Annotated in this window: 9 protein-coding genes; all 9 read right to left on the bottom strand. The window is 48.6% G+C overall.

Going from position 1 to position 14850, the window contains the following annotated elements:
* Positions 1–142 precede the first annotated feature (142 nt).
* Positions 143–1630, bottom strand: coding sequence for an RsmB/NOP family class I SAM-dependent RNA methyltransferase (locus LKD71_RS10600; protein WP_227615381.1), 1488 nt, complete (start codon positions 1628–1630; stop codon positions 143–145).
* 170 nt (positions 1631–1800) lie between these two features.
* On the bottom strand, positions 1801–3786 hold the full coding sequence (locus tag LKD71_RS10595; RefSeq protein ID WP_227615380.1) for a right-handed parallel beta-helix repeat-containing protein: 1986 nt from the start codon (positions 3784–3786) through the stop codon (positions 1801–1803).
* A 40-nt stretch (positions 3787–3826) separates the two neighbouring features.
* The gene (gene bglX, locus LKD71_RS10590) at positions 3827–6037 is read right to left on the bottom strand and encodes a beta-glucosidase BglX (RefSeq protein ID WP_227615379.1); all 2211 of its coding nucleotides are present in this window, start codon (positions 6035–6037) and stop codon (positions 3827–3829) included.
* 15 nt (positions 6038–6052) lie between these two features.
* Positions 6053–8701 carry a glycosyl hydrolase gene (locus tag LKD71_RS10585; protein ID WP_227615378.1) on the bottom strand — a complete coding sequence of 883 codons (2649 nt, stop codon included), beginning with the start codon at positions 8699–8701 and terminating at the stop codon, positions 6053–6055.
* A 27-nt stretch (positions 8702–8728) separates the two neighbouring features.
* Complete coding sequence (locus tag LKD71_RS10580) at positions 8729–9619, bottom strand: carbohydrate ABC transporter permease (protein WP_227615377.1); 891 nt, start codon at positions 9617–9619, stop codon at positions 8729–8731.
* Between the two features lie 14 nt (positions 9620–9633).
* On the bottom strand, positions 9634–10575 hold the full coding sequence (locus LKD71_RS10575; protein ID WP_227615376.1) for an ABC transporter permease: 942 nt from the start codon (positions 10573–10575) through the stop codon (positions 9634–9636).
* A gap of 187 nt (positions 10576–10762) precedes the next feature.
* Positions 10763–12283, bottom strand: coding sequence for an ABC transporter substrate-binding protein (locus tag LKD71_RS10570; protein ID WP_227615375.1), 1521 nt, complete (start codon positions 12281–12283; stop codon positions 10763–10765).
* Between the two features lie 143 nt (positions 12284–12426).
* Entirely contained in the window at positions 12427–13212 is a 786-nt protein-coding gene (locus tag LKD71_RS10565) for a response regulator transcription factor (RefSeq protein ID WP_227615374.1), read from the bottom strand.
* Positions 13193–14836: a sensor histidine kinase gene (locus LKD71_RS18355; protein WP_227615373.1), complete on the bottom strand. Its 1644-nt coding sequence runs from the start codon at positions 14834–14836 to the stop codon at positions 13193–13195. Before LKD71_RS18355 ends, LKD71_RS10565 begins: the two co-directional genes overlap by 20 nt.
* Positions 14837–14850: the final 14 nt, after the last annotated feature.

Genomic DNA, 14850 nt, shown 5'->3' with positions numbered 1-14850 from the left:
TCCGCCGCAGCTCCCTGCGACGTTGACTATCATATCACCCCTTCCGCGGAATGTCAACACCTTTTTTTGAAATTTTTCATATTTTTTAAACTGTTTATACAATATCAGAATTATTCGCACAACTCTAATATTTTTAGCAGGTTCAGGACAGCCGCCAGCTGGCCAGGAACTTGTTCTTCAAAAGGCCGTTTACCAGCTTGCCCCAGCCTAAGGGATAACCGGAGACGCAGAGGAGCTGCCAGCCTTTGGGGCTCTTCGCTTCCTCCGGCTCGATCTCGATGGTCTCTCCTTTCAGATAATGAAGGATTCGCTCATCGTCGGCGGGAAGATCGATCGCATTCCAGTACTGCGCTTTTTTAAGGGAGACAGCCAGAGCCTGAGAGGGCTCAAAGCGGTCTTTGCGGATCTCTCCGAGATAGAGACCGTTCCGAAGGAATACCAGCCCGCGGACAGCAGCGGACTCAGCGGGCACATAGTAGACCTGGCCTTTTCGCACTTCAATACGAGTGAAATCCCAGTCCACGTCGAGATCTTTTGCGAAATCGAAGAAGGGTGTCAGCTCTTTAGAGAACTTTTTCGCAGAATCGCTCTGTTTTTCTTTCCGTTTCTTCTTTCCCTTTTTCACGACCGGTTCTTCCAAGGCAAGTTCTAAAGTATCGCCTTTTTTCCCAAGGAGAGCAAGGAAGTGACCCTCTCCTCCCATGCGGTGCGGCCAGATCCGGGCGCAGTTTGTGAGAGAAGCCTTCTGCTCTTCCGTCAGACTGTCAAAAACGTCCTCATCCCAGAGTTCTGCCGGGAGCCATTCTTTTTCAATAAGTTCCGGACGGCCGGGGGCAAAGCCCTCATAGCGGTTAGGAATCGGGAGAATTTCAAATTCCGGGCGCTCTTTCATAAGAAAGGAAATCATCTGCTCATTTTCTTCCGGGGAGAACGTACAGGTCGAATAGAGAAGCATGCCACCGGGACGGAGCATATCGGCAGCCCGGAGAATGATTTCTTTCTGCATCCGGGCACATTCCAACGGTTTTTCCGGTTTCCAGGCTTTGGCTGTGTCCGGATCTTTTCGGAACATGCCTTCTCCGGAACAGGGTGCATCCACCAGGATCTTATCAAAAAATTCCGGGAAGTTTTCCGCTAGTTTGGCCGGGACTTCGTTGAGAATCAGGGAGTTGGGGATGCCGAAGACCTCCACATTTTTCAGGAGAGCCCGGGCCCGGGGGCCGCTGATGTCGTTTGCCGCCAGAAGGCCTTTGCCGTGAAGTTTCGCACCGAGCTCCGTAGCCTTGCCGCCGGGGGCTGCGCAGAGATCCAGAACCTTATCGCCGGGATTCACCGGAAGGATGTTTGCCGGTGTCATGGCACTGGGCTCCTGGAGATAATATAATCCACTATAATAGAAGGGATGGCGGGACGGACGGTCATTTTCTCCATAATAAAAACCATTATCTACCCAGGGGATCGGTGTCAATTCAAACGGTGCCAGTTTTTCAAACTCCTCCGGCGTGATCTTATCCCGATTGATACGAAGACCGAACTTTCGCGGAAGTTCATAGCCTTCACGAAAAGCCGGATACTCTTCTTTCAGAATTTTTTTCATTTTTTCTTCAAAAGCCGGGGGCAGTGCAAACATAGCGTCGTTCCTTTCTCTTCCTGGTGCCTACGAATTACTCTGCTGCAAAGCAACTCACGCAATTCTATGGCCATTCAACAAAATAATACATTCATTATATCCCATTCCCGGATTTCTGTCACCGGGAAATATAAAAAGGGCTGCCCAAAGCAGCCAGGCAGCCCGTAAATTCAATATAATTTTTTCTCTGCGTCTTCTTTTGCCGCGAAGGGACCGGGCAGGACACCAGCTCCACGATGACCACCGAAATAATCCATGTCAAACTGAATCGGCGTTCCGTCAGGATTTTCAAAAGGTTCTTCCGGCTCAAAGGCTTTTCCCAGAACTTCCGTATTGATCATACGGCTGGAAAAACCGCCGAGTACCTCGTAGAGATTAGTCTCCAACATATAGTTTCCATCTCTTTCCACGAGATCTACCTTGACTTTTTCAGAAACGGTCAGGCCATTTTTCTCATGCTCCCAGGCTTTGGCTCCATTCAAATAGACGTTTCCCTCGCTCCAGACCGGGAGATGACCCTCGTGAGCGGGATAGAGTTTTGCCATATCCGCAGGTTTGGAGAAATCAAACTGAGCGATCCATTCCTCATAAGTGGGATAACCGTCAAAGACCCAGGTACCGGCTTTCCGATTCTCGGTGTCAAAACCTTCGGAAGAATCGCGGATTGTCACAAAATCCTCGGCAGGCCATTTCTGGACAAAAATATTATTATAGAAACGATCGTCCCCGTGGAGAATCGTCATAAAGCCCATGACCTCCGTGCGGTGAGGAATGTGGTAGGGCGTATAACGGGGCCCGGTGCCGTCTCCCACGCAGGTGAGGGCGCCGCAGATCAGGTTATGTACCATAGCAACTCCCTGAGTGGCAAAACGAAGGCTCGCATCAGAGAGCAGGATATTGTTGTCGATGAGAGTCGGGCCGTGGCCTACCTCTACGAAGATATCCTGGGACATCATGCCGCCCTTCAACTGTTTGGCGAAAGCCGGGCGCTGGTTGTCATGAAGAAGGTTCTGTGAAAGGCGTGTGCCCTGGGCTTCCCAGTCACACCAAATACCCATGGTACAATGATGGATGTGATTTCTCCGCATGACCACATCAATAGCCGCATGCATCTTGATACCTGCAATCTCCGCTCCGCCAAGCTCCATCATATTGTTGATGTGATGGATGTGGTTGTCCTCGATGAGGCTGAACACGCCGCCCATCCGACCAATAATACCGCCCTGCTCACAGTGGTGGATGTTGTTCCGACGGATGATGTGGCTTCCCACCTTTTCTTTCAGCCAGCCATGATACTGGCCACGGCAGACTGCATCACGTTCCATCTGAGTGGGACTCTTTACATATTTATAGGTGAAATAATGGTTATTGTCCGGATCCAGATATTTTCCAAGGGAAACACCCGCGCATTTGCTGTTGGAGATCTCGCAGTCCTCAATGATCCAGCCTTTACTCCAGTGCGGGCCGATCATACCATCCTGATAAGCTGCCGGCGGTGCCCAGGTGGTAGCTGCCTTTGTCACTACGAAGCCGCTGACTGTGATATAGCCCACACCGGTTTTTGACGGCAGAAAGCACTCCCGGCGCACGTTGATCTCTACATTTTCCTCATTGGGATTTTTCCCCTGGAAATTGGCATAAATCACGGTTTCATCCTTTTTGGCATCCTGTTCGGTATACCATTTATAGATAGATTCCTCCGGAACCCAGCTGCACTCGTAAACTTCGCCTTTCATGCATTCTTCCAGAGTGGCTGTCTCATAGAGCGCCCGATCGTTGAGATACACACATCCCGTATGTTTATCTGCTTTGGCAAAATACCAGTCTCCATATACCAGCGTGGTATACGGATTGTAAGTTCCAAAAAGACTGTTCGCCACACGGCAGACCCAGACATTCTCCTTGTATGGCGTCCAGGACTGGATTCTTTCCGCACCAGTAATAACTGCTCCCAGATGTTCTGTGCTCCGGTAACTGATCCTGGCTTCCTCTGTTCCTGCATAGATCGGATCCACATACTCCCGGTAAACGCCCGGAGAAACCAGAACTTCATCACCCGGTCTTGCAATCTTTGCCGCATCGTTGATGCGGCGGAACGGTCTTTCCTTTGTACCGTCTCCGTCACGGCCAATGCTGCCGTTTACATAAATTTTCATGTATAAAACCTCCTTGCATACAGCTATGCTCATTTTATCATCAAAGCAATGTGAATTCTTCAAATTCTTTCCCTACACTGCTGTTTCCGATCCATACCCGGAATGTTCCCGGCTCGCTGCCAACCGTCCCATCACCCCGCAGAAAGCGGAGCATGGTTTCATCGATGCGGAACGTTTCTCTTCTGCTTTCTCCCGGTTCCAGCGTAACTTTCCGGAACCCTTTCAGTTCCTTCACCGGCCGTACCACACTGGCAAAGACATCCTGGATATAGAGCTGCAGTGTTTCCGTTCCCTGGCGGGTTCCTTTGTTGGTCACTGTCACACTGGCTTCCAGACTGCCGTCTGCAGAAAGGGTATCTTCTGTCAGTTCCGGAGCGGAGATTTCAAATTCCGTGTAGCTCAGACCATAACCGAAAGGATAGAGAGGCTCATTCGGAATATCGAGATAACGGGAACGGAAATGATCCGTACAGCCCTTGAAATCACTCCGGCCTGTCGAATAAGCATTATAGTAGACCGGCACCTGTCCCACACAGTACGGAAAGCTCATAGGCAGTTTTCCGGATGGATTTATTTTTCCGGTCAGCACATCGATGATGGCATGACCGCCTTCCGTACCGGGAAGCCAGACCTCCAGAATGGCTTTCGCCAGACGGCTGACCTTTCGAAGATCCAAGGGACGACCGTTAAAAAGAACAACTGCCACATTGGGATTTACCCGTACAACCTCTTCCAGAAGTTCCAGCTGAATCTCTGGGATCTCGATATTCGCCTTACTGGCTGCTTCTCCGGATTCCTTAAAATGTTCGCCAAGAGGCATGATCACCAGATCGGCTTCTGCCGCTGCCTTCAAGGCTTTCTCTTTCATCTGTCTGCATTCTTCTTCCGAAGGCTCTTCCTCGACTTCAAGACGAAGCTGTGCCGTTCCGAAGCCCGGTGTCAGCACCGGACATCCCTGTAAATAAACCGTACGATCAGAAGCAAAGACTTCCTCTGCTGCTTCCCGGATCGTCACACTGTCTTTTGCGTCCCCGGTGATAGCCCAGCTGCTCAGCATCTCTTTCCGGTCTGTATAAGGTCCGATAAAGGCAATTTTTTTCTCTGTATCCACCGGCAGGATCCCGTCGTTTTTCAGAAGAACAAAGGATCTTACTGCCGCTTTTCTGGCTGTCTTCCGGTGTTCCTGGCAGAGGAAGAGTTCCTTCTCTTTTTCTTCATCCGCATCTTTGTATGGATTTTCGAAGAGTCCCAGTCTGTTTTTCAGTTCCAGGATCCGCATCACGCTTTCATCCAGGAGTTCTTCTTTCAGAACGCCTTTCTGGATCAAATCTGCCACATGATCCAGATATGTAGTCGTCATCATATCAATATCCACACCGGCACGAAGGGCATTTTCTGCGGCTTTCTCCCCATTCTCACTGTAGCCGTGGGCGATGGTTTCTTTAATGGCAGCAAAATCAGAGATCAGAACACCATCAAATCCAAGCTCTCCACGGAGAATATCTCTCATCAGATGATGGTTTGTGGATGCCGGGATTCCGTCAATGGTGTTAAAGGACGTCATGACCATACCAGCTCCGGCATCGATGCCTGCCTGATACCCTTTCAGATAAAATTCCTGAAAGGTATGGCTGTCCATGCTTACCGTGTTATAATCCCGGCCTGCCTCTGCTCCGCCATAACCTGCAAAGTGCTTGACGCAGGCACAGATTTTTCCAGGCGCTTTCATATCAGAACCCTGGAAGCCTTCCACCTGGGCTTTCACAAAACAGGAACTGAGATACGGATCCTCTCCGAAAGATTCCACCACTCTCCCCCATCTGGGATCCCGTACCAGATCTGCCATGGGAGAAAAAGCCACATGAAGGCCTGCAGCCGTTGCCTCTTTTGCCGCGATCTCCGAACCTTCTTTTGTAAGCTCCGGCTCAAAGGTAGCCGCCTGAGCCAGCGGAGCCGGAAAAATAGTCTTCATCCCATGGATCACATCCATCATAAAAAGCAGAGGGATATGGTGTGGCTGATGCTCCATATATTCTTTCTGGATCTTTTTACTAAGTTCCGCTCCCTGAAGTCCCAGAACAGAACCTGTCAGAGCCCCGTTTTCATCGGAAAGATTCAAGCCGCTGTCCGGCCCTGTAATAAATTTTTTTCCTTCTTCCACATAATAATAACCAATGATCTGAAAAAGCTGTCCTACCTTCTCCTCCAGGGACATCTCTTTCAGCAAGGCTTCCAGCTGCTGTTTTTCCATGGATTTTCCTCCTTGTTATTTCTCGATACACACCATTCCTGTGATTCCAGACTCACTGGTTGGCACTGATTTGACACCCATCATCGCCATCATGGGATCGGGATGCTGTGACATTTCCCGCTCCAGCGTGGTCGCCACTTCAATGCGAAGTTCATTTTCGCCCTCTTTCACCAAACTGCTGAGGTCATAACGGTACGGAGCCGCAATCTGGATCCCGGCGCTGACGCCGTTCACAAAGACTTCCACGCCCTCGGCGGCTTTGCTGATCTCCAGAAGAAGACCCTCACCTTTTTTACAGCTGATCGTATTTTCATAGCGGACAAAGCCGGAAAACAGAGGTTCTTCCTCCGCCAGGTGATCCGGCAGAGTAACCGTTTTTTCTTTCTGGAAGGCCGGATAGTCGATGCTCCGGCAAAGACTCCGCTTCCAGTTTGCAGCAAGAGGCTGTTTTTCCCCAGAGAGAACCAGCGGCTCAGAAAGTGTCTCTTCGGTCTCATCAAAAATAACAACCAGCGGCTTCAGCGGCTCGATCGTTACAGAAAAGAGGGTTCCGTCCTCTGTCTCCTTCGCGGAAAGGCTCTCCAGACGGTTCTCCCAGGGATTATAGGCATAGCAATCCCCTTTCTTTTCCATGTAAATCTCGCCGGTGTAATCCGCATGGTCTTCATTTACAAAAAGATAACGATCGGTTTCTTCTTTATAATGAAGGTAATGAAGTCTTCGGTTTGCCGGTGTGATCCTTACTTCCCGCACCTTCGTTTTTTCCAGTGCCGGGAGCAGTTCCGGAAGTGCCAAGCAGATTCCTCTGTGGATCTCTTCCGGAAGCGCCATTCCCTCGCAGCAGTTCTCCGGATAGTCTTCTATAAAAAATACCTGACCGCCCTTTTTCAGGAATTCCGCAATTCCATCCGCCGCGGCTTTTGGAATGTAGTTATATTTCGGAACGATCAGAATCTGATATTCCTGGGTATTCACTTTCAATGTGCTGCCGATCTCTGTCCGGTAAGACTCTCTCTCTGCAAATACATCTGACGGGATAAAGTCATATTCGATCTGTGCTTCTGCCAGAAGCCGTGCCGGCTCCTGCATCATCATACAGTCACTGCACCAGTCAGACTCTCCCTGATAAAGGATCGCTGCCGGAGCGATATGCGTTCCTCCACTGATCAGTTCACACATCCGGTTGGCATATTTCATCAGGCTTCCGAAATGGCGGTACTGCGGATTGTTTCCGTGAGCATAAAAATGCGGCGGACAGTCCGGATCCGGAAAGTCCTTAGCAGAAAAAGCATGGGGAACATAATGGTTCACTCCGCGTACAAGGAAATGGTCCAGAAGGAACTTTTCCAATTGAACGCCTTCGGACCAGCCGTAGGCTCCGAAGATCTCGCACATGGAGCGGCCTTTTTTCAGGGGCTCGATGGCAGCCGCGGAGGAAGCCAGTTTGCCCAGAACATAATGGTAAAAATGGCCGTCTCTGGGCTGGAATGGATTGCCTTCTGCTTCTTCTCCCTGAGGCAGTACCTGACCGCCGATATCATCAATGCCTGACATATCCTCCCCCGCCAGTCCGCGGAAATAGTGCCCCAGGCTGCTGCCGGTACGGCTGTGCTGGTTGTTGTCCTCGATGAGGTGGCCGATGTACTCCACGCCATGCTCACGGCACCAGTTTCCGAGCTGAAAGGAGAAATCTTTCCGCACGGCCTTCGTCACGGTGTCCATATAGTCATAGCGGACTCTCGCCAAAAGCTTCCCGTCAACAGGCTGCTCCCAGATCAGCGGCAGGAATTTGTGATAATTTTCTCCCCAGCATTTTTTCAATTCAGTCTCCACTTCCCGGCTCCAGGGCTGATCCTCGATCTCATAGATCTTTTTTCCCATCTCATAGAGATGACCATTTCCAATCTCCGGTTCGTCAGAGAAAAAGCCGGCGATCGTTGTTCCAAAATCTGCTGCGTAATGCTGATAATGCGGTTCATAGACCGTATCGATAAGAACGCGGCAGCTCTCCTCATCCATCATATTGATGTAATCCCTGTGAGGGCCACGATTTCTCGTAAGGATACAGAATTTAAGCTGCCATTTTCCTTCCGGAACCGGAAATACGATCTTCCCGGAAGGAATCTGTCCGGAAAGATCCAGAATATCCGCTTCCGTTTTTCCGCCTTCCCGGACCGCAGTCACACCGATCAGCTGATCATCATCAAAAAGCTTCCATTCCTGTCCCTGAAGCATGTGCTGTTCCATCTGATTCGGTTCCCAGGGAGCGGCTTTCTGATAGTTATCCAAAGAAACCTCCATGTCTGTATCGCTTTTCGGACAATCCAGACTCCGGACAGTCAGACTCTGCCGTCTCAGTTTCCCATCTGCATTTTTCAGTGCGCCGTTGGCATAGCCTGTGGGAAAATGACTGTCGTCCAGAATCCAGACCTTCATGTTCCGTTTTCTGGCTTCATCTAGGATCACATCCATATCCTGCCACCATTTTTCCCCGACAAAATCCGGATGTGGCCGGCTCTCCACACAGACAGCCCCGATGTTGCTCTCTGCAATGACTTTCATATATTCCCGAAGGACTTCTTCTGTTTCTCCATGCTGCCAGAAAAAGGGGAAAATATAATTTCCGCCCTCTCCCGCCAGCAGTTTTCTGATCTTCTGATCCATAATGGATATCCTCCCTTTTTCTACAGTTTACTCCTTTACAGCTCCCATGGTAATACCTTTTACGAAATATTTCTGAAGAAATGGATAGATCACCAGCACAGGAAGAATACCAACCACTGCGATCGCCATACGGACAGTGGTCGTCGGCAAAGTTCCGATACCGGTAATTCCCATCTGAGAAGCATTTTTTGCCAGGTACTGCACATTCTCATTGATCTGATTCAACAGGATCTGAATCGTATAATAATCACTTCCACCTCTCTGGCTCAGGTAATAAAGACCATTGTTCCAGTCATTCCAGTAAAGAAGACCTGTCATAAGGCCAATGGTGGCCAGGATCGGTGTGGAAAGCGGAAGTACGATCTGGAAAAAAATCTTGATCTCCCCGGCTCCATCAATCCGGGCAGCCTCAATCAGCGAGGCGGGAATACTGAACCTGAAATAGTTTTTCACCAAGATAACATTGAAGGCATTCATCATCAGTCCCGGAAAGATCAGCGCCCACATGGTATTCCGGATATGGAAGATCTGACTCCAGGTATAATAGCTTGCTACGATACCACCGGAAAACAACATGGTGAAAACACACATAAAATTCAGGAGCCGATGCCCCGGCAGAGTCGTATCTGAAAGAGCATAGGCAAAACCCGTTGTGACACAAAGGCTTAAAAGGGTACCAAGAACAGTCACTACAACTGTCATCAGATACGCATGCCCGATGGATTTCCACGAAGAAGCAATGTAATTGTATGCCTCCAGACTCCATTTTGCCGGCCAGAAGCTGAAACCGTTGACCGTCGCCCACTGATTATCCGTAAAAGAAGCAATGATCAACAGAATAAAGGGGAGCAAAGCCAAAGCAGCAAAAAGGATCATGACTGCATTTGCCAGCAGATTCCATTTGGATGATTCTTTCATTCTTCTTTCCCTCCTTAGAACAAAGCATTTTCTTCACTGTATTTCCGTACCAGTGCATTGGCCACAACGACAAACAGGAAGCCAACGATGGACTGGAAGACACTGGCTGCGGAAGACATGCCATAATCGGCATTTTTCATCAACGCATTGTATACATAAACATCGATGGTCTGAGTCACGTTATAGAGAGCGCCGGAATTTTTCGGGATCTGGTAAAAAAGACCGAAATCAGAAGCAAAAATACGACCTACAGACAGGATCAGCATGGTGATGACCGTCGGTTTTAAAAGAGGAAGCGTGATATCTGTGATCTGTTTCCACTTTGTCGCACCGTCGATACGGGCTGCTTCATAATAATCCTGGCTGATCCCCACAATGCTGGAAAGATAGATGATCATGGAATAACCGGTTCCCTTCCAGATGTTGCAAAAAGTCAGGATAAAAGGCCAGTATTTCTGTTCCTGATACCAGTTGATTGGTTTCATGCCAAGTGTTTTCAGCACGGAATTGATCAGGCCGGTATCTGCTGCCAGAAGCGTGTATACCAGATAGCTCACCACAACCCAGCTCATCAGATAGGGAAGCAGGATCACACTCTGATAAAAACGGGTGGCCGCATAATTTTTTACCTCATTTAGAAGGATAGCCGCCGCAATGGAGATCACCGTTCCCAGAATGATAAAGGTCACATTGTAAAGGATCGTATTCCGGATGATCGTCCATGTGGTACTGGATTTAAAAAGAAATTTAAAATTGTCCAGTCCGCACCAGTCACTTCCCCAAAAGCCTTTGCTGACATTCAGTTTCTTGAAGGCAATGGTGATGCCGAACATGGGAATGTAATTGTTGCAGATCATGTAGATGATACCCGGAAGGGCCAGAAGATACATGGGCAATACCCGTTTCCAGCGGATTTTAATCTTTTTCTTTCCTACCGTGCGTGTGCCTGCTGCCATAATAAAGTCCTCCTGTATAAAAAATGGTAGCTTGTCTGCAAACTTGAATGCACAGAAGCGATTAGAAAAAGGATGTGAGTGAAGAACCGTCCAACCCACATCCTTTCTGTTTCATTCATTCTTTATCTCATGCAAGTCTGCTGACATGCTGGAGCGTTAAGTGCTTATTCTCGATTCGTACTCTTTATCACCCTGCCTGCTCTGCCAGCCATGCATCCAGCTGGCTCTGTTTCTCAGCGATGACTTTATCAATACCTGCCGCATTCAGATTCTCCAGGAATTTTGGAAGGACATCTGCCGGATCCTGCGCACCTGCTGCGATGATACCGCTGTACTGGGCAACCACTGCATCAATGGCTGTCACTTCTGTAGCAACAGACTCACTGTTGAATACGAAGCCCAGAGTCTTAGAAATCCTCTCTTCCGGAAGATTTTCATTAAACTCCTCAGCCATGGTGTAGTAATCCAGGGTCATCGGAGAATAAACAGCTACATTTAATTTGTCTCCATATACATGAAGCGGCATCGTATACGGACTGTTGGCTGCATCCACACCATCTGCGTAACGGATCACTGCCTGACCCGGTCTCTCGCCCTGCTCTTCAACCACATAGCTGACGCCCTCCAGTCCATTGGTCAGCATATTGGCAAGACCGTTGTCTGCATAGAGGTAATTGAGGAACTGGAAGGTCTTCTCCGGATTCTCACAAGTGGAAGGAATGGACCACATCGTACTCTGGTACATACTGGTCTCTGCGTAAGCTGGTACCAGTTCAATCTTTGCCATCTCATAGCCACAGTCTCTGGAAAGGTTTGCTGTCATATCTGTTTCTGTGCTGTTAAAAGTTCCCAGATAATAGCCCGACTGGATCTGAACGGTGTTTGCATCCGTATTGGTCGCTGCATCCGGTGAATAATAACCGGCCTGAGCCCAGGCATACATCGTATCCGCATATTCTTTATAAGAATCCAGAGCGTACATATTCTGCACGGTCAGATCATCATCCAGACCGCCTCCTGCCAGGATTCCGGTAGAATTAGAGGAACCAAGATTATCTACTTCATGAACATAGCCATAAAAGTCTGAATTGGAAGCTGTTCCGGCTACACAATAATAACCATCTCCATATTTCTCTTTATAAGCAGCGAAAAGCTTTTCAAGATCATCCAGAGTATAAGTTTTATCCTCATCAAAATTGATACCCAACTCATCTACCATATCTTTTCTTGCGTAAAAGCCATAGGAACGAGCCTGTTTTTCTTCAGAAGGAATGGCATAAAGCTTGCCATTATAATAACCACCAGCCATAGCTCTTCCTTCCGCTTTCTCAATATCCGCTCCATACTGAACGTAAAGCTCATCCAATTCCATGAAAGCTCCTTTATCTACCCAGCTTCCAAGGCTACTGAATATCGTACTTGCCAGATCCAGCTTGTCACCGGAAGTGATCATGAGGTTCTGCTGAGATGTCAGATCAAAAAAAGAAATCGGATACAGAGTTACCTTTACTCCCAATTCCGGCTCCACGATCTCATTTACTGCATTTTCCACATCCAGAAGACCGGAGGGTTCGGCTCCCAAAGTCGGGATTGCCATCACGATCTCATACGGTTCCTCATCTGCTTTTGCCCCCAGAGACACTCCTGCTGCTGCGGACAATACAGTTGTCAGTGCCAGGACAGATGCCAATACTTTTTTCTTCATCATACGTTCCTCCCTTGAACTTGATTCCGTGTTTTTTGATGGCCTAATTATATGAAATCCGACGTTTTTCCGCTTGCAAAATCCCGACTTTTTTCAGCACTTTTTCTCTGTCTGCTGACAAAATCCCAACATAGGCTGGCACTATTTCAACTTTTTGCCAGTTCTTTCTTGTATTCCGTCGGCGTTTTGCCCGTATATTTCTTGAAAACCTTCGTGAAATAGGAATAATTGCTATATCCGAGTTTAGAAGCGATATAACTCACCGTCAGATTTTCCTGCTTCATGAGTTCTTCTGCCAGTGCCATCTTTTTCTCTGTAACAAAATCCACTACCCCCATCTGATAGCGCTTCTTGAACAGCCGGGTGAGATGCGTAGGGCTTACGCAGGCCTCCGCTGCCACTTCTTCCAGACTCAGGTTCTCTGTGAGATGCTGTATGATGTAAAACTCAGCCAGTTCCACGGCATCCTTCGTCTTTGGACTATCGCCAATGATCTTTTCTGCAGTCCGGCTCACGGAAGGTTCTGTTTTTTCACGTTTTACACTTGCCGGCTCTCTGGTTTTCCGAATCTTTTTCACAGCCTTTCTCAGGCATTCTTCCACTTCTTCCGTTTCTGCCGGCTTCAGGATATAATCCAGACAGCCCATCTGAATGGCCTGTTTTGCAAAGGAAAACTCTGCATGACAGGTGAGAAAAATACATTCCAGTTCCGGGTTTCGCTCCTTTGCCCAGCGGACCAGTTCCACACCACTCCGAAGAGGCATCTCAATATCACAAAGCAGGACATCGATCTCCTGTTTATTCATGATATTCACTGCCTGGGCATAACTGTTGGCTGTAAATACCTCATCAAAATCCAGTTTTTTCCAGTCCATATCATCCACAAGGCCCTGAATCGCCAGGATCTCATCATCAACGATCAAAAGATTCATCTTGCACCTCCATCGGAATCTCTATAAATACCTGAGTTCCTTCTCCTGGCTGGCTTGTAATGTGGAAAGTACAGTTCTCTCCATACATTAGTTCCAGCCGTCTTCGACAGTTCCAGAGACCAATATGTTTTCCTGTTTCATTTTCTACGATCTCCCCCTTTTGAAGCTGCTTCAGAAGTTCCGGTTCCATGCCGTTACCTGTATCGCAGACGGAGATCCGAAGCCGTTTTTCCATTACACAGGCAATAACAATGATCTCCACCTCTTCCTCCAGTGTCAGAGCATGCTTCACGACATTTTCCACGAAATTGATGATCAGAAGGGAGGGGATCCGGGCATTTTCCGCCTCCTCAAAAATGTAATTCAGATAGGTAAAAGCGTTTGGATAGCGAATTTTCTGGATTTCCAGATAGTCCTCCACACCCTTCATCTCATCCATAAGATTCACCATCCCACTGGTATGCCAGAGGGTAAAACGAAGATAGTTCGCCAGATATTTCGTAAAGCGCCTGGTATTTTCCAGATTCCCGGTTTTGGTCAGACTGAAAATCGTATTCAGACAGTTCAGGATAAAATGAGGGTTGACCTGAAGCCGGAGGTTTATGGCCTCAATCTCCTGTTTTTCCAGCTCCTGCTCGTAGACTTGGATTTTCAGATGATCCAGCTGATCCGCCATGGCGTTAAACCTGTGAATCATCTGGGTCGCCTCCTGATTCTCTCCCTCCTCCTGAATCCGGAAATCCCGGTCGTTCTCCTCAAGCCGCCGCATGGCCTCGTTGATGCGCCGGGTGGGCAGAAGCATCTTGATATAGACCACATAGAGAAGGATGGGAACCGCCAGAACATATACCAGAAGCAGGAAGCTTAAGAGCCTGGACTGAGCCGGAGTCTGGCTCAAGAACACCTTCCGGCTGATTTCGGCCGTGAGATAACAGCCGCTCTTTTTCGAAGCGCCCGACACCTGATTTTTCCCTGATCCTGCATTTTCCTGAAAACGCACCTCGCCCGCCAGCTCCTCACTTAACTGTTCCTGGATCTGCTTCTCAATATCACTGAGATTGATCAGAGAACCACAGATAAAATCTTTTGTCGTCGGAAGAATATGAACCAGCCATTTTTCTCCCACCAGCTCGCAAATTTGCCATTTATAAGTCTTATCCTCCCGAATCACCTCCTGCACTTCATCCAGCAGCGTGGCCCGGAGCGCAGACCAGTTCTTTTTTGATGCCAGCTGGCTGCTGTCGATTCTGGTCTGCCAGAAAAAATAGGCGTCCGCTTCTACGCTGTTTCGCACACGGGCATAAAGATCCTGCCAGAAAAAATAAGGCGAAAGCCCCGCATCCTTCTCCGTCGCAGCATTTTTGAGCTGCACCGCATAGAGATTATCATCCGCTTCCCTGATCAGATATTCGTCTGCGGACACGATCCGGTCATCCAGTACCTGCATGTAGAGCTCCAGGATATGCTCCACATTTTCCGTTCCCTGGCGCACATAGGATTCCCGGGTCCGATAAGAATAGCCCGCAATCACCGCATAGATGGGCAAAATAATCAGCGAAATGATGATCGTCATCTGGAACAGGATCGTTCGCCGGTTCATCCATTTTCTCGCTCGATTTCTCACAACAGTTCCCCCTC

Source organism: Fusicatenibacter faecihominis, assembly GCF_020686945.1.
In the GTDB taxonomy this organism is placed as follows: Bacteria; Bacillota; Clostridia; order Lachnospirales; family Lachnospiraceae; genus Limivivens; species Limivivens faecihominis.
The sequence above is the reverse complement of the archived record's forward strand: the minus strand, read 5'-3'. Positions and strand labels throughout refer to the sequence as shown.

What these genes read in the sequence shown, in the direction of transcription:
- LKD71_RS10600 (WP_227615381.1), bottom strand. Translation starts at nt 1,630, where the DNA reads ATGTTTGCACTGCCCCCGGCTTTTGAAGAAAAAATGAAAAAAATTCTG.
- LKD71_RS10595 (WP_227615380.1), bottom strand. Translation starts at nt 3,786, where the DNA reads ATGAAAATTTATGTAAACGGCAGCATTGGCCGTGACGGAGACGGTACA.
- bglX (WP_227615379.1), bottom strand. Translation starts at nt 6,037, where the DNA reads ATGGAAAAACAGCAGCTGGAAGCCTTGCTGAAAGAGATGTCCCTGGAG.
- LKD71_RS10585 (WP_227615378.1), bottom strand. Translation starts at nt 8,701, where the DNA reads ATGGATCAGAAGATCAGAAAACTGCTGGCGGGAGAGGGCGGAAATTAT.
- LKD71_RS10580 (WP_227615377.1), bottom strand. Translation starts at nt 9,619, where the DNA reads ATGAAAGAATCATCCAAATGGAATCTGCTGGCAAATGCAGTCATGATC.
- LKD71_RS10575 (WP_227615376.1), bottom strand. Translation starts at nt 10,575, where the DNA reads ATGGCAGCAGGCACACGCACGGTAGGAAAGAAAAAGATTAAAATCCGC.
- LKD71_RS10570 (WP_227615375.1), bottom strand. Translation starts at nt 12,283, where the DNA reads ATGATGAAGAAAAAAGTATTGGCATCTGTCCTGGCACTGACAACTGTA.
- LKD71_RS10565 (WP_227615374.1), bottom strand. Translation starts at nt 13,212, where the DNA reads ATGAATCTTTTGATCGTTGATGATGAGATCCTGGCGATTCAGGGCCTT.